We start from the raw sequence: 15,801 nt of genomic DNA, 5'->3' as shown, positions 1-15,801 counted from the left end.
TATAGTCCCCCCGATTAAAATTCCGCAAGTTCACGCATTGCTTTTTCAACTTTATCTGGATTTACCATAAAGAATTTTTCCATTGTTGGTGCATATGGCATTGCTGGAACGTCTGGACCTGCAAGACGTGCGATTGGCGCATCTAAATCAAATAGACAGTTTTCAGCGATAATTGCTGCCACTTCACTCATAATGCTTCCTTCTTTATTGTCTTCTGTTACAAGAAGAACTTTACCTGTTTTAGAAGCTGCTTCAATGATTGCTTCTTTATCTAATGGATATACAGTACGTAAATCAAGAATGTGTGCAGAGATGCCATCTTGTGCTAACTTTTCAGCCGCTTGAAGAGCAAAATGAACACATAATCCGTACGTGATAACTGTAATATCATCACCTTCACGTTTTACATCTGCTTTTCCGATTGGTAATACGTAGTCATCCTCTGGTACTTCACCTTTAATTAAACGATATGCACGTTTATGTTCGAAGAATAATACTGGATCTTCATCACGAATGGCTGCTTTTAATAAGCCTTTTGCATCATATGGTGTAGAAGGGATAACGATTTTTAAACCTGGTTGGTTTGCAAACATCGCTTCTACAGATTGTGAATGATACAATGCACCGTGAACACCCCCGCCAAATGGTGCACGAATTGTAACTGGACAAGTCCAATCATTATTAGAACGATAACGAATTTTTGCTGCCTCAGAAACAATTTGGTTTACTGCTGGCATGATGAAATCAGCAAACTGCATTTCAGCGATTGGACGCATACCATACATTGCTGCACCAATTGCTACCCCAGCAATTGCAGATTCTGCAAGCGGTGCATCAAGCGCACGATCTTCACCAAATTGATCATACAAACCGTGTGTCGCTTTAAACACGCCACCTTTTTTACCAACATCTTCTCCTAAAACGAATACTTTCTCATCGCGTTCCATTTCTTCGCGCATTGCTAATGTAATAGCATCAATATAAGACATTACAGCCATGAAACGTTCCCCCCTATTCTGCGTATACGTGCTTCAATGCATCTTCAGGTGCTGCATACGGAGCATTTTCTGCATATTCTGTTGCTTCATTTACGATATGCATAATTTCGTCTAACATTTGTTTTTCGGATTCCTCAGTTAACACACCAGCTTCTTTTAAATAAGCTGCGAATGTTATAATTGAATCTTTTTTCTTTGCTTCTTCTACTTCTTCTTTATCACGATAAACACGATCATCATCGTCACTAGAATGTGCTGTTAAACGATATGATACTGTTTCAATTAAAGTTGGTCCTTCACCACGACGACCGCGATCTGCTGCTTCTTTTACAGCTTTATATACTGCAAGTGGATCGTTTCCGTCTATTGTATATCCAGGCATACCGTAACCAATCGCACGATCTGATACGTTTTTACATGCTAATTGTTTTTCAACTGGAATAGAGATTGCATATTTGTTATTTTCACACATAAAAATAACAGGTAGTTTGTGTACACCAGCAAAGTTTGCCCCTTCATGGAAGTCACCTTGGTTTGAAGAACCTTCTCCAAATGTAACGAACGTTACTAAATCTTTCTTCTCCATTTTTCCAGCTAGTGCAATACCAACTGCATGTGGTACTTGTGTTGTTACTGGAGATGAACCTGTAACAATACGATTTTTCTTTTGACCGAAGTGACCAGGCATTTGACGACCACCAGAGTTTGGATCTCCAGCTTTCGCAAAAGCAGACAACATAAGCTCTTTAGCTGTCATACCAAATGCTAGTACAACACCCATATCACGGTAGTATGGTAATGCATAATCTTTCTCTCTATCAAGAGCGAACGCCGCTCCAACTTGTGCAGCCTCTTGTCCTTGACAAGAAATTACGAATGGAATTTTACCAGCGCGGTTTAATAACCACATACGTTCGTCAATTTTACGTGCAAGTAACATCGTACGGAACATTTCTAATACTTGCTCATCACTTAAGCCAAGCTCTTCATGGCGCTTTTCTTTTACTTTTGCCATTTTTCATAACCTCCTAAATCCACATTTTTATGCGTGTAACGCTCTTCCATCTACAGCAAGTGCTGCTTCACCAATCGCCTCAGATAATGATGGATGCGGATGAATTGTATGTGCTACTTCCCAAGGTGTTGCATCAAGTACTCTTGCAAGACCCGCTTCAGAAATCATATCTGTTACATGTGGTCCAATCATATGAACACCAAGAATGTCATTTGTCTCTTCATCAACTACAAGTTTTACGAAACCATCTGATTCTCCGTATACAAGTGCTTTTCCGATTGCGCGGAATGAGAACTTACCTACTTTTAACTTATAGCCTTTTTCTTTCGCTTCTTGTTCTGTTAAACCGACAGAAGCAACTTCTGGACTGCTATATACGCATTTTGATACCATAGAGTAATCAATTGGTGTAACTTCTTTCCCTGCAATATGTTCTACTGCAGCAATTCCTTCATGAGAAGCAACGTGAACAAGTTGCAGGCCACCGATTACATCTCCAATTGCGTAAATATGCGATTCTTTCGTTTGATAAAACTCATTTGTTTGAATGTATCCTTTTTCCACAACGATATCTGTGTTCTCTAAGCCAATATTTTGCGTATTCGCTTGTCTTCCTACAGATACAAGCATTTTTTCTGCTTTAAATTCTTTATTTTCACCGTTGTGTTCAGCTTGGATTGTTACTCCATTATCTTTTACCAATGTTTCTGGTAATACTTTTGCACCAGTTACCACTTTAATACCTTTTTTCTTGAATAGACGTTGCATTTCTTTTGAAACGTCTTGATCTTCTAGTGATAATATTGTTTTTGCATACTCTAATACTGTAACTTCTACACCGAAGTCAGCAAGCATAGATGCCCACTCAATACCGATTACACCGCCACCAACGATAATAATCGAACTAGGAAGCGTTTCCATTTTTAGGGTATGATCTGAAGACATTACGTACTCTCCGTCTAATTCTAAACCTGGTAATGAATTTGGACGAGAACCTGTTGCAATAAGTACATTTTTTGGAATTAACATTTCATTCTCTTCTCCACTTGCAAGTTCAACTGAAATTGTCCCTGGCATCGGAGAGAAAATAGATGGGCCAAGAATACGGCCAATACCTTCAAACACATCAATTTTACCTTGTTTCATTAAGTGTTGAACGCCTTTATGAAGCTGCGTTACAATCTTCTCTTTACGCTCTTGTACTTTCGCAAAGTTTAGTTCTACATTGCTTGCAATAACTCCGAACTCTTCGCTTTTTTTAGCAGTTGCATATACTTCCGCACTACGTAAAAGAGCTTTACTAGGGATACATCCTTTGTGTAAACAAGTACCACCAAGATTTTCTTTTTCGACTAGTGCAGTTTTTAACCCTAGTTGTGATGCACGAATTGCAGCAACATATCCACCAGTACCGCCGCCAACGATGACTAAATCATATTCTTTTGCCATTATCTCAACCCCTAGCTACCGTTTCTTTTTCACGTACAACGTATTCTTTTGGAGCTTCTTCTTCACGTAATACACGAAGTGCTCCTTCTGCTAACGCTTCTAACTCATCTTCGCCTGGATGTACGATAACATCTGCAATCCAGTCCACTCGCTCTTTTATTTCATCGACAAGAATTTTACTGTATGCCAGTCCACCAGTTAATACGATTGCATCGATTTTCCCGTGAAGTACAGCGCTAGCTCCGCCAATCTCTTTTGCAACTTGATATGCCATTGCTTTATAAATAAGAGTTGCTTCAGGATCACCTTTTTCAACCATTTTCTCTACTTTAATCGCATCATTTGTACCGATTAAACTTACAAGTCCACCTTGTCCGACAAGCTTTTTAATCATTTCATCTCGGTAATACTCACCAGAGAAACACATTTCTACTAGTTGCCCTACTGGTACTGTACCAGCACGCTCTGGACTAAATGGTCCTTCTCCGTTTAAACCGTTATTCACATCGATTACTCTTCCTTTTTTATGAGCACCAACTGTAATACCACCGCCCATATGTGTAACTAATAAATTTAAATCCTCATATTTGTGGTTTAACTGTTCGGCTACTTTACGAGCAACTGCTTTTTGATTTAATGCATGGAAGATACTTTTACGTTCCATACCAGCAATACCACTTATACGAGCAACTGGCTCCATTTCATCTACAACGACAGGGTCCACAATAAATGCAGGAATGTTTAATCCAGAAGCAATTTCATATGCTAAAATGCCTCCAAGGTTTGAAGCGTGATGACCGCTAAACCCATTTTTTAAATCTTCTAACATCGCATCGTTTACTGTATACGTACCGCCTTCGATTGGACGAAGTAATCCACCACGTCCACAAACAGCGTTTAATTTTGAAATGTTAATACCATGAGAATGTAGAACTTCTAAAATCGTTTCTTTTCGAAACTCATATTGGTCGATAATTCGCTTGTATTTCCCAATCTGTTCTACGTCATGACGAATCGTTTCTTCTAAAACGGGTCTTTCATTATCAAAAACACCAATTTTTGTGGATGTACTACCTGGGTTAATAACAAGAATTCGATTTACAGACAATGTTGCTACCTCCACTAATAAATTCAAAAGGAAGTGGAAACCTCATAAGAGGTAACCACGCCTTTTGTAAAAGTTATATATGAATGATTAGCGACGGCTAATAATATCGTGACCGTTGCGTAAGTAAGTGCTACGAGAATTTTTCAAGCTTGCAATGCGCTCTTCAGCTAGACGATCTGCCGCTACATAAGTTGCTATGCCATCGCGTTTTGAAATTTCGATTACTTTTGCAATTGTGTCATAAATAGACTCAACACGTTTTAGTGCACGTTCTCTATTGTATCCATATAATTCGTCTGCTACGTTAATTACGCCACCTGCATTAATTACATAATCTGGTGCGTATACAATACCCATTTCATGAATGATGTCACCGTGACGATTTTCTTTTAATTGGTTATTTGCAGAACCTGCGATTACTTTTGCTTTAAGTTGTGGAATAGTTTCATCATTAACTGTTGCGCCTAATGCACATGGTGCGTAAATATCGCATTCAACACCGTAAATTTCATTTGGTTCAACTGCTGATGCACCGAATTCTTCTACAGCACGTTGTACAGCTTCTTTATTAATATCTGTAACGATTAATTTTGCTCCTTCAGCGTGTAAATGTTTGCATAGGTGATATGCTACGTTACCAACGCCTTGAACAGCAATTACTTTTCCTTCTAAATTGTCAGTACCGAAAGCTTCTTTTGCAGCTGCTTTCATACCACGGTAAACACCGTATGCAGTTACTGGAGATGGGTTACCAGAAGAACCGAATGATGGTGAGATACCTGTTACAAAGTCAGTTTCTTCATGAATAATATCCATATCATCTACTGTTGTACCAACATCTTCAGCTGTAATGTAACGTCCGTTTAGTCCTTGGATATAACGTCCTAGTGCACGGAACATTGCTTCGCTCTTATCTTTACGAGGATCACCGATAATTACTGTTTTCGCACCACCTAAGTTTAAACCAGCTGCTGCGTTTTTGTATGTCATCCCTTTTGCAAGACGCAATGCATCTTCAATCGCCGCTTCTTCAGAATCATATGTCCACATTCTTGTTCCACCAAGAGCCGGTCCAAGTGTTGTATCATGAATTGCAATAATTGCTTTTAAACCAGATTCTTTATCTTGACAAAATACTACTTGCTCATAATCATATTTTTCTAAGTATTCGAAGATTTCTAATGTCATTGTCGTTTCCCCCTAATGTTTTACCCTTTTTGGTTTATTTTGAAGCAGTCGCAACTGCCAATGCTAATGAATATACTTTTGTTTCTGCTGAATCAGCACGAGATGTTAAAACAATCGGTGCTGTTGCGCCAGCAATCATTGCTCCTACTTTTGCATCCGCAAAGTATACGAGTGATTTATATAGCACATTTCCAGCTTCAATCGTTGGGACGAGTAAAATATCTGCCTTACCTGCTACATCACTTACTATGCCTTTATGCTCTGCTGCAATTTGTGATACTGCATTATCTAAAGCAAGTGGTCCATCAACGATACAATCTTTAATTTGTCCACGGCGATTCATTTGTGTTAACATCGCTGCATCAATTGTCGCCTGCATCGCTGGATTCACAACTTCTACTGCTGCGATTGGTGCCACTTTGGGCAAGTCGATTCCTATTGCCTGGGCAACTTCTACAGTATTTTGTATAATAGCAGCTTTTTGTGTTACGTCAGGTGCGATGTTCATCGCTGCATCTGTAACGAAAATAAGACGGTCGTAATTTTGAACTTCAAATGCTGCTACATGTGAAAGTACGCTACCTTTACGTAGGCCCCACTCTTTGTTTAACACAGCCTTCAAAATATTCGCTGTTGGGATGTTCCCCTTCATAAGCACATCTGCTTCACCATTTCTCACAGCTTTAACAGAAAGTTCTGCAGCTTCAGCACTAGACATTGCTGCAATCACTTCAACATGTTCTGAAGTTTGTAAACCATGTTCTTGTAGCATCCCCATTATTTTTTCTTGATTTCCATATAGACGAAATTGAGCTAGCTGTAATTTAATTGCTTTCGCTACAGCTTCAATTACTTCATGATCTTCAGCTACTGCTACAGCCACAGTTTTTTTAGGCTTTCCTGCTGCTTGATCAATTAAGTATTCTAACTTCATATTTTGTAATCAACCCTTTCCGTCGTCCCTCGTCTATTTATAAAGCAAATACCGTGCCAACTTTTAAAAGTGGTCTTACCAGTAATGAAAACGCATTCAAAATGCAGTAAAATCAATACTTTGGAAAATAACTAAAGATTCTGTCTTATTTTGTCACTTTTTGTATACCATGCAATAAATTGCACGGTACGCAATTTATTGCATGGTATTTTTTGCATAGTCATACTTTTCTAGCTTGTAATATAAATTTCGAACGGAAATTCCTAACGCTTTCGCAGTTTGTGTTTTATTCCCATCAAATCTCTCCAAATATTCATAAATAATATTCCCTTCAAACTCTGTCACTAAATGTTCAAGTGGCTTTTCTTCTAATTCAGGTAATAAATGAGATTGCTTTGACTCCACCTGCTCTTCGTTATGTAATGGCGGTAAATGGTGTACATCAATATAGGTCTCGTTATAATTCATAAAGATAATAGCTCTCCCCAAAATATTTTCAAGTTCCTTCACATTTCCTGGCCATTCGTATGATTGTAAATATAAAACGGCTGAATCAGTGAGCCCTTCTACATTACGACCGTAATCTTGATTAATTTTTTGAATCAATCTGTCCGCAATTGTCGGTATATCTCCTTTACGTTGACGAAGAGATGGAATTTGAATTGGAATTTTATTTAATCGATAATATAAATCCTCCCTAAACTTCCCTTCTAGAATAGCCTTTTCTAAATTCACATGTGTCGCTGCAATTACGCGAACATTAATAGGTATCGCTTTCGTTCCACCAACTTTTACAATTTCTTTTTCCTGCAATACACGAAGGAGTTTCGCTTGTGTATTTGCAGACAACTCCCCTATTTCATCTAAAAAAATACTACCGTTATTCGCTTCCTCAAAGAACCCACGTTTCCCGCCTCTTTTCGCTCCAGAAAACGCCCCTTCCTCATAACCAAATAATTCACTTTCTAACAACGTCTCCGAAATGGCCGCACAGTTTACACGGACGAACTTATTGTATTTTCGATTACTTCCATTATGGATTGCATGTGCAAACAATTCTTTACCAGTCCCAGATTCCCCGCGTAACAGTACTGTTGCTGGTGTATTCGCTCCTAGCTTCGCCTGTTCGATAGCTGCCGTTGTTTCATCTGAATTTCCGACAATATCATCAAATGAATATTTCGCTTCTAATGTACGAATAATTTGCCTTGCTCTATTCAATTCATTTGTTAATTTTTGAATTTCCGACACGTCACGGATAACACCGACGCTTCCTTTCAATATTCCATCCACAATAACTGGTGCTACGTTTACAATTACATCTCGCTTTTTTTGTCCAATCTTCATATGTATTCCGCGCACCGCACGACGCGTTCGAAGTACTTTCATATGCATACTTTCGCCTTCTACAATATCAGTTGTAGCAGGCTTCCCAATAATATCTTCTTCTGTTAAACCCGTTAATTTCGTATATGCTGGGTTAATGACTAAACCTCTTCCTTTTTCATCCACAACCGAAATCGCTTCTTCAGATGAGTTAATAATCGCCTCTAATAGTGTTTGAATTTCTTTTAAGTCTGTAACTTCTTCCGCAAGATCTACAACTTCTGTTATATCTTTAAAAATTGCAAATGCCCCTTGTACCTCTCCTCCTTCTTTTAATATTGGAATACGCGTTGTAATAATTTTCTTTCCATTCTCTAATGTCAGTTCATAATTTACTTCTATTTGTTTCGTACGTATAATGCGAAGTAATTTACTAGTTGGAATGACTTCTAAAATATACTTTCCTATCGCCTCTTCTTTTTTATATCCGATAATACGCTCTGCACTTTTATTAAAAAGACGAACTTGTCCCTCTCGATCAATTACAATCATGCCGTCATGTGTAGAATTTAAAATTAATTCTCCTTGTTGCGTCTGTTCCTCTAACCGCCCAATTAGCTCTTCCTTCTCATGCGCTAATCCTGTAACAATTTTTGCGATATCACCTGGTATAAGAAGAGTGTCTTTTTTCTTTTTTTCTAATAAAACTTTATGTACATCATCTTCACCTGTCATATCAAATATTACATCGATATGCATAGAAAGAAATGGAGTTACACTTTCTCCAATTGCAATCCCGTATTCCTTAGCAATTTGTAGTCCTTTTGCCAACGGATTTATATCAATAATCCCTATAATTTGAAATATATTCGAACTTTGTAACAGATTCAGCAGCGCGCTCCCGCCTTCACCTGCACCAACAATTAATACTTTTTGTTTCATATATTACACTTCCTCTCGAAGTAACTCTGCAATTTTTTTCACACCCTTATCTTACTCGTTCAGCACCCTCTTGACAAACCCCCTTTCCGTATAACATCATTAAAATATACGAAATAATCTGAAAAGGAGCGTTATGTATGCAGCGTTACGTTGCTCTACTATTAGCACTCATCCCTATTTCATTAGCTGTGTTTGGTATAAAGTTAATGAGAGATACTGTATTTGGGATTCTATTTCCACCAATTTCCATACTGTGGTTACAATTTTTAATCGGCGCTCTCTGCTTCGCGCTCGGGTTTTATATCTTTGGTGGCTTCGTCTTGCACCGAGATCGCAAACGAAATAAAGTACAAGCTCGCTTTAGAAGATAGGAATGCCCCACTATTTATAAATAAAAAAATGAGACCGTTACACGTGGTCTCATTTTTTTATTGGCAATAACGTTCTTGCCGTTTCAGGGTAATCAGTAATAATCGCCGATATATTCATATCAAAATATTTACGCATAAGCGTTTCTTCATTAATTGTATAAGGGCGAACTTCTACACCACTTTCCATCGTTAGTTCGGCAATAGCATCTTGAAGATAACGATAATTCGGATGTACTGCTGTAGCCCCCATTTTTTTCGCGTATGCCCACGGACTATGCAAACCTTCGCGATATAAAATTGCTGTTTGAATATCAGGAGCCATCATATGGCACCGTTTCATACTGTAGTGATTAAACGAAGAAAATATAACACGATCCTCTAGACTAAATTTCCGTACAAGCGTTATAACTTCTTCCTCTAAACCTCTGTATGGAATTTTATTATTTTTAAGTTCAATATTAAGTAGCAAACTCGTTTGTTCAAGCCATTCTAATACCTCTTCTAAAAGTGGTATTTTACAAAAACCTACTTTATCACCAAATTTATAACTTGCATCTAACTTGCATAAGTCCTCATATACATAATTCCGAACCGCACCTTTTCCATTTGTTGTCCGGTCCACCGTTTCATCGTGAATGACGACAACTTTTCCATCTTTCGTTAATTGAACATCAAGTTCAATTCCATCCGCTCTAAAAGACTCAGCTGCTTCAAATGAAATCATTGTATTTTCTGGGTACGTTCCAGCCGCACCACGATGTGCAAATATAAGAGTCATCCTCACTCCCCCAATCTTATGCTATACTATACGAAAAAGGAGGTACTTCTATGAGACCATTACAAATCTCTCCAGATACTGCAGTCCGCTTATCAAAAGCACTAGGTGTTCCACTTGAACAACTCATGCATATGCCGCAGCACATTTTAATTCAAAAACTAGTTGAATTAGAAAAACAAAATAAAGACGAAGAATAATACAGTCCTGTTTTGCAGGACTTTTTATTATTTTCTATTATATCACGGATGCCTTTCCTACTAAAATCCTTTAACAGATGTACTACGATGTGATTTAGCCGTTCCTTCATCATTTAATAATGAATCACATCTTTTCTTTTTTGTTACACGTCATAAAGAAAGCAGACCATTTATTTATAAGTCCCCATTGCGTCCTAAAAACACGATCATAAAAAAACTAGAAGCCCTTTATATTGTTTTTTATTGAACGTGCGGAGCATCCCCTGATTCGTATAGTTCTTTCGCTTTTTCCTCCCCGAATGTAGTTAAAATATAATGTTGCTCTTCTAACGCATCCATTGCTCTAGTTGCTTTACAAACGCTATCTTCTTGAGCATCTGAGAAATAATTGTGATCTTCTACAATTTTACTAAAATCTTTTTTCGCCCATCTATCAGCAATTGCTAAAAGTTCATTTTTCTTCGCAAAGCTACTCTTATTTATAATTTCTTTTAATTTTTTAGTATTACTTTGAATCATTGGGATAGAGCCCGATTTTCGTTCTGCCACCACTTTTTGATGAGTCATGCGATGCATCGCTGTAATGACTTCGCTTTCAGTAGAATTTTCAGTAACATACACATCAACAAAGACCCCATCTACCTCTCTACCTACTATTGTTTGGTCTTCTTTTTTATCTATTTGAGCACTCACTTCTTTATCTACGGGATTATCTGCAAGTTCTAACATTCCAAATGTAACTGCAATAGCAAGAACTCCCATAGCTGCTACTATTCCTAGCCAAGTTGAAATTTTATTTTCCATTCCCCTTCTCCCTATCTATATCTATTTTATTGCCTTATAAAAAACTCACTTACATGTAATATTACTAAAAATAGGTTTTATTTTCCATACTATCAAATAATCTCTTTTTCCCAACAAAATAAAAAGACCAACGAATTATAACATTCATTGGTCTTTAAATAAAAAGTTCATTGGTTTTAAATTTGATATCGAGTATCAATTTCAAGAATTATTAAGCTTTACTAAAACTTAAATCCCTTACTACTTTTACTCTCAACTAGCTTTATGTTCAAGTCTCAGCTTATCCGCAACCATTGCGATAAACTCAGAATTCGTAGGTTTTGCTTTTGACATGGATACTGTATAACCGAATAAGGACGAAATAGAATCAATATTCCCACGGCTCCAAGCTACTTCAATTGCGTGACGAATTGCGCGCTCCACACGGCTTGCTGTTGTATTATATTTCTTTGCGATATCTGGATACAATACTTTCGTAATCGATCCTAATAATTCGATATCATTGTATACCATGGAGATTGCTTCTCGTAAATACATATATCCTTTAATATGAGCGGGTACACCAATTTCATGAATGATACTCGTAATACTCGCATCTAAGTTTTTCGGTTTTCCATCTACTGTTGTGGCTGATCGGAATGATGGTAGTGGACGCTTAATCATAGTGTTTGCTTTACCACTCACTTGACGAATATGACTCGTTAAATTCTCCATATCAAATGGTTTTAATATGAAATATGAGGCACCTAAGTCAACTGCTTTTTTCGTCACATCTTCTTGGCCAAATGCTGTCAACATAATTACGCTAGGCTGTTTTAACCTTTCAATATGTCGCATTTTCTCCAATACAGCTAAACCATCTAAGTGTGGCATAATAATGTCTAAAACGAGTACATCAGGTTGCTTATCTGTTAATAAGTTTAAACACTCTTGACCATTATAAGCAGTACCGATTACTTCCATATCATCTTGAGCGGCTACATAGCTCTCTAACATTGATACTAGTTCTTTATTATCATCCACAAGACATACTTTAATTTTCTCCACAGCTTTTCCTCCCTTACCGAATCGATTCTCCGACATGTGTATCCTTCTAGGCTACATGAATTGTTCGACAATTGTGTGAAAATTCCCTTTTAAAGTTTCTTACTTTCCGATAAAATCACAAAAAAATATGTTTATCGTTCATTTATTCCCTTTCGCAACACATTCCATCATAGAAATACAACGAAACGTTCAACCCTTTCCTTTTATTTTACAACAAAAAACACCTCTTGCGGAGCTTTTACAAAATTTCAACGAATTTTTCAACAGAAAAAGCGAGCTAATAATATATATTAGCTCGCTTTTTTCTCTTGATCATAAATATTAATTCCAGCTTGATGTAACATCCATTCAATATGAACACCATATCCTGATGTTGGATCATTTACAAATACATGCGTAACAGCACCAATTACTTTTCCATTTTGTACAATTGGACTTCCGCTCATTCCTTGTACGATACCGCCCGTTTTCGCTAATAGACGTTTATCTGTTACTTTTATTACCATACCCTTTGTGGCTGGGAATTTTTGCTGCACTGTACTAACAACTTCAATATCAAACGCTTCTACTTTATCTTGATCAATAACTGTTAATATTTTTGCCGGTCCTTCTTTTACTTGATGAGATAATGCGATAGGCATTGCTTTATCCATTATACCGTTTTTCATATTCGTATTTAATTTTCCAAAAATACCATATGGACTATTAATTGTAATATTGCCAATCACTTCACGGTCTGGTGAGAATCTTGCTAATTTCTCCCCTGGATTCCCATGACTACCTCTTTCAATTGATGTAACTGTCGAGCGCATAATTTGTCCATCTTCGACTTGAATCGGCTTTTTCGTATCATTATCAGAAATAACATGACCAAGTGCCCCATATTTCATAGAATCTGGATGAACAAATGTCATCGTTCCAATTCCAGCTGCCGAATCACGGATATACAAGCCAATTCGATAAGACGATTCACCGTTGTCTTTTTGTGGAGTTAGCTTCGTACGAATATATTTTCCATCTCTTAACAATACAAGATTAAGCGGTTCACCTGTTTCTCCACTATTATGAATAAACGGTGCTACATCACTCATTCTTTCAATTGTTTTACCATTAATTTCAGTAATCATATCTCCAATTTGTACACCTGCTGTTTCACCAGGAGATATTTTACCTTTTTCAGTTTGAATTAAATGATGGCCTACAACAAGTACACCTTTTGTATTTAATTTCACACCAATTGATTGTCCACCTGGAATCACTTTAAAATCTTTTAACACTTTCACATTTACTTTTTTCACTGGAAAACCAGCAAGCTGAAATACCATATCAGCTTCACCATTTTGATGAGAATTTACCATAAGTCCTTGTTTTTGTTCATTCGAACTCACTGTAAATACATGACGATTTGTGGATGAAGCTTTGAAAACTGGTAATGATGATATTTCTGATTGTTGCCCTTCAAAAACAACAAGTTGTTTCGGTGATGAAATAAACGTTCGAAGCGGTTTAAAACATCCAATAAAAACTAAAGAAACAAGGAGACAAAGACCTATTATTTTTCGAAGTTTTTCTAATTTCAACTTGTTCACTCTCCTCGCTCCTACCCCACATTCAGCCTCTTGGCTTCACTTTTTAATCTCTCCTTGCAGTGCTTTATTTATAACCGGAAAAATTAAGAAATCGTCATTTGAGAAAAAAAGCTATCCATTACTGGATAGCCTCTGCTGTCTGTTTAAAATGATGCGCTTGCGTAAGTAATTCTTTCGCATGCTCTGTCGTTAAATCTGTGATTTCCACACCAGAAATCATTCGAGCTATTTCTGTTACTTTATCCTCCATAGTTAAAACAGTAACTGATGTAATTGTCCGATCATTCGCTACTTGTTTTCGAATAAATAAATGTGAATCCGCCATTGAAGCTACTTGAGGTAAGTGCGTAATACAAAGTACTTGCGAGTTTACTGATACTCGATAAATTTTTTCCGCAATAGCCTGTGCGACCCGGCCACTTACACCCGTATCCACTTCATCAAAAATAACAGATGCAACCCCTTGATGCTTAGAAAAAATGCTTTTTAAAGCTAAAATGATACGAGATAACTCTCCGCCAGAAGCAACCTTTGAAAGTGGTTTTAGCGGCTCTCCTGGGTTCGTTGAAATATAAAATTCCACATGATCGTAACCATCCGCCGTAAGTCTTACCGGCGCACCTTCCACAAGGGGCTCTTCTGCATTTCCTTCTCTCTTCATAATTCTCACTTCAAATTTCGTTTTTTCCATATATAATTCTTTTAATTCCTGATGAATTGCATTTGTAAGGTGTTCTGCAAGCTCATGACGCATATTACTTAACAACGTTGCTTCTTTCATAATAACACTTTCTAATTCCTTCAACTGTTTCTTCGTCGTTTCAATATGAACGTCTTTATTTTCAATCGTAAAAATTTCCTGTTCAATTTTATCAGCATACGCTAAAATCTCTTCTACATTATTTCCATATTTTCTCTTTAGCATACGAATTTCATTCAAACGTGTTTCGATTTCATCTAAACGATTTGGATCATATTCCATCATATCGAGCTTTTCCCTCAGTTGATAGGCAACCTCTTCTAATAAGTAATAGCTATTTGCAATTGAATCATGATTCTCTTGATACACTTCATCTAAATGTGTAATACTTTCCATTTGCCCCATTGCACTTCTTACATTATCTAATCCTTGTCCGTCGGCACTTAAAGAACGATATGCATCACCTAACGCTTTATAAATCTTTTCAAAATTAGAAATTTGCAATCGTTCCTCAGTTAATTCATTTTCTTCATCCATCTTTAAATCCGCCTTGCGAATTTCCTCGTGCTGAAATTGAATTAAATCTAAGCGATGTGCCATTTGTTGCTCATTTTCACTTAACGATTTCAATTGTTTTTTTAATTTTTCATAGTCAGCGTATACGTTTTGATATATGTCTAATTGTTTAACGATTCGATCCCCATCAAAGTGATCAAGCATAAACAGATGTCGTTCTTCATTCATTAAATCTTGCGTTTCGTGCTGTCCATGAATATCAACAAGTGTTTTCCCAATTTCTTTTAATATGCTAAGTGTAACAAGCTTCCCATTTACACGACATACACTCTTCCCGTTCGCAGCAATATCACGCTTTAAAATAATCATACCATCTTCTATTTCTATATCTAACTCTTCTGCCTTTTCAATACATGGATGCTTCTCATCTTCAACATAAAATAGCCCTTCAATCTCAGCCTTTTCTGTTCCATATCGAACAAATTCTGCTGACCCACGGCCACCTACAAGTAAACTAATTGCATCAATAATAATCGATTTTCCGGCCCCTGTTTCACCGCTTAAAACCGTTAAACCTTTTTGAAAAGAAATATTTAATGCTTCAATAATAGCAAAGTTTCTAATCGATAATTCCGATAACAATGCCCCATTCACCTCGTTATAAAATAATCCCTTACTAAAGGATTTTCTCAGTTCTTCATTCAAATAATCATGCTATATATTTGTATGTATATACTCTTCTAACCCGCTTCATTGTACCAAACATTTGTTTTACGGGTCAATCCATCTATTTTTTAACTTTATGCAAACAAAATATTATATTACAATTGAAAATTCAT

General features: G+C 37.0%; 14 protein-coding genes. 2 read left to right on the top strand and 12 right to left on the bottom strand.

Going from position 1 to position 15,801, the window contains the following annotated elements; genetic code table 11:
• Positions 1 to 14 precede the first annotated feature (14 nt).
• The 7 genes from bfmBAB to MR169_RS08485 form a co-directional block, all read right to left on the bottom strand.
• Positions 15 to 998 (bottom strand): 3-methyl-2-oxobutanoate dehydrogenase subunit beta, encoded by a 984-nt coding sequence (bfmBAB, locus tag MR169_RS08515; protein WP_000290071.1) that lies wholly within the window; start codon positions 996 to 998, stop codon positions 15 to 17.
• 13 nt (positions 999 to 1,011) lie between these two features.
• Positions 1,012 to 2,013, bottom strand: coding sequence for a 3-methyl-2-oxobutanoate dehydrogenase subunit alpha (gene bfmBAA / locus MR169_RS08510; protein WP_242319259.1), 1,002 nt, complete (start codon positions 2,011 to 2,013; stop codon positions 1,012 to 1,014).
• A 27-nt stretch (positions 2,014 to 2,040) separates the two neighbouring features.
• The gene (lpdA, locus tag MR169_RS08505) at positions 2,041 to 3,462 is read right to left on the bottom strand and encodes a dihydrolipoyl dehydrogenase (protein ID WP_242319258.1); all 1,422 of its coding nucleotides are present in this window, start codon (positions 3,460 to 3,462) and stop codon (positions 2,041 to 2,043) included.
• 4 nt (positions 3,463 to 3,466) lie between these two features.
• Positions 3,467 to 4,570, bottom strand: coding sequence for a butyrate kinase (gene buk / locus MR169_RS08500; RefSeq protein ID WP_000115780.1), 1,104 nt, complete (start codon positions 4,568 to 4,570; stop codon positions 3,467 to 3,469).
• Between the two features lie 87 nt (positions 4,571 to 4,657).
• Entirely contained in the window at positions 4,658 to 5,758 is a 1,101-nt protein-coding gene (locus tag MR169_RS08495; RefSeq protein WP_000171357.1) for a leucine dehydrogenase, read from the bottom strand.
• 34 nt (positions 5,759 to 5,792) lie between these two features.
• Entirely contained in the window at positions 5,793 to 6,692 is a 900-nt protein-coding gene (yqiS, locus tag MR169_RS08490; protein WP_016118617.1) for a phosphate butyryltransferase, read from the bottom strand.
• A 195-nt stretch (positions 6,693 to 6,887) separates the two neighbouring features.
• Positions 6,888 to 8,960, bottom strand: a complete 2,073-nt coding sequence (locus tag MR169_RS08485; protein ID WP_242319257.1) for a sigma 54-interacting transcriptional regulator — start codon at positions 8,958 to 8,960, stop codon at positions 6,888 to 6,890.
• Positions 8,961 to 9,097: 137 nt separating this feature from the next.
• Here MR169_RS08485 and MR169_RS08480 point away from each other — a divergent pair, with 137 nt between their 5' ends.
• A complete protein-coding gene (locus tag MR169_RS08480; protein WP_001190210.1) occupies positions 9,098 to 9,331 on the top strand; it encodes a DUF2627 domain-containing protein in 234 nt (77 codons plus the stop codon).
• Positions 9,332 to 9,380: 49 nt separating this feature from the next.
• Here the strand turns inward: MR169_RS08480 and MR169_RS08475 are convergent, their stop codons facing one another.
• The gene (locus MR169_RS08475) at positions 9,381 to 10,109 is read right to left on the bottom strand and encodes a glycerophosphodiester phosphodiesterase (RefSeq protein ID WP_000172580.1); all 729 of its coding nucleotides are present in this window, start codon (positions 10,107 to 10,109) and stop codon (positions 9,381 to 9,383) included.
• 50 nt (positions 10,110 to 10,159) lie between these two features.
• Here MR169_RS08475 and MR169_RS08470 point away from each other — a divergent pair, with 50 nt between their 5' ends.
• Complete coding sequence (locus MR169_RS08470; RefSeq protein WP_001247671.1) at positions 10,160 to 10,306, top strand: YycC family protein; 147 nt, start codon at positions 10,160 to 10,162, stop codon at positions 10,304 to 10,306.
• Positions 10,307 to 10,546: 240 nt separating this feature from the next.
• On the opposite strand, the gene MR169_RS08465 is transcribed toward MR169_RS08470, so the two are convergent.
• The 4 genes from MR169_RS08465 to recN form a co-directional block, all read right to left on the bottom strand.
• Positions 10,547 to 11,110 (bottom strand): PRK06770 family protein, encoded by a 564-nt coding sequence (locus tag MR169_RS08465; protein WP_000428232.1) that lies wholly within the window; start codon positions 11,108 to 11,110, stop codon positions 10,547 to 10,549.
• A gap of 252 nt (positions 11,111 to 11,362) precedes the next feature.
• Complete coding sequence (gene spo0A / locus MR169_RS08460; RefSeq protein ID WP_021727703.1) at positions 11,363 to 12,157, bottom strand: sporulation transcription factor Spo0A; 795 nt, start codon at positions 12,155 to 12,157, stop codon at positions 11,363 to 11,365.
• Positions 12,158 to 12,447: 290 nt separating this feature from the next.
• Positions 12,448 to 13,746, bottom strand: coding sequence for a SpoIVB peptidase (gene spoIVB, locus MR169_RS08455; protein WP_242319256.1), 1,299 nt, complete (start codon positions 13,744 to 13,746; stop codon positions 12,448 to 12,450).
• 118 nt (positions 13,747 to 13,864) lie between these two features.
• The gene (gene recN / locus MR169_RS08450; protein WP_000947765.1) at positions 13,865 to 15,604 is read right to left on the bottom strand and encodes a DNA repair protein RecN; all 1,740 of its coding nucleotides are present in this window, start codon (positions 15,602 to 15,604) and stop codon (positions 13,865 to 13,867) included.
• Positions 15,605 to 15,801: the final 197 nt, after the last annotated feature.

It is taken from the genome of Bacillus cereus group sp. BfR-BA-01349, from assembly GCF_022663795.1.
Lineage (GTDB): Bacteria > Bacillota > Bacilli > Bacillales > Bacillaceae_G > Bacillus_A > Bacillus_A cereus.
Note: the sequence above shows the minus strand (reverse complement) of the source record. Positions and strands in the feature narration are given on the sequence as shown.

What these genes read in the sequence shown, in the direction of transcription:
- MR169_RS08485 (WP_242319257.1), bottom strand. Translation starts at nt 8,960, where the DNA reads ATGAAACAAAAAGTATTAATTGTTGGTGCAGGTGAAGGCGGGAGCGCG.
- MR169_RS08465 (WP_000428232.1), bottom strand. Translation starts at nt 11,110, where the DNA reads ATGGAAAATAAAATTTCAACTTGGCTAGGAATAGTAGCAGCTATGGGA.
- MR169_RS08480 (WP_001190210.1), top strand. Translation starts at nt 9,098, where the DNA reads ATGCAGCGTTACGTTGCTCTACTATTAGCACTCATCCCTATTTCATTA.
- bfmBAB (WP_000290071.1), bottom strand. Translation starts at nt 998, where the DNA reads ATGGCTGTAATGTCTTATATTGATGCTATTACATTAGCAATGCGCGAA.
- MR169_RS08475 (WP_000172580.1), bottom strand. Translation starts at nt 10,109, where the DNA reads ATGACTCTTATATTTGCACATCGTGGTGCGGCTGGAACGTACCCAGAA.
- MR169_RS08495 (WP_000171357.1), bottom strand. Translation starts at nt 5,758, where the DNA reads ATGACATTAGAAATCTTCGAATACTTAGAAAAATATGATTATGAGCAA.
- yqiS (WP_016118617.1), bottom strand. Translation starts at nt 6,692, where the DNA reads ATGAAGTTAGAATACTTAATTGATCAAGCAGCAGGAAAGCCTAAAAAA.
- bfmBAA (WP_242319259.1), bottom strand. Translation starts at nt 2,013, where the DNA reads ATGGCAAAAGTAAAAGAAAAGCGCCATGAAGAGCTTGGCTTAAGTGAT.
- lpdA (WP_242319258.1), bottom strand. Translation starts at nt 3,462, where the DNA reads ATGGCAAAAGAATATGATTTAGTCATCGTTGGCGGCGGTACTGGTGGA.
- MR169_RS08470 (WP_001247671.1), top strand. Translation starts at nt 10,160, where the DNA reads ATGAGACCATTACAAATCTCTCCAGATACTGCAGTCCGCTTATCAAAA.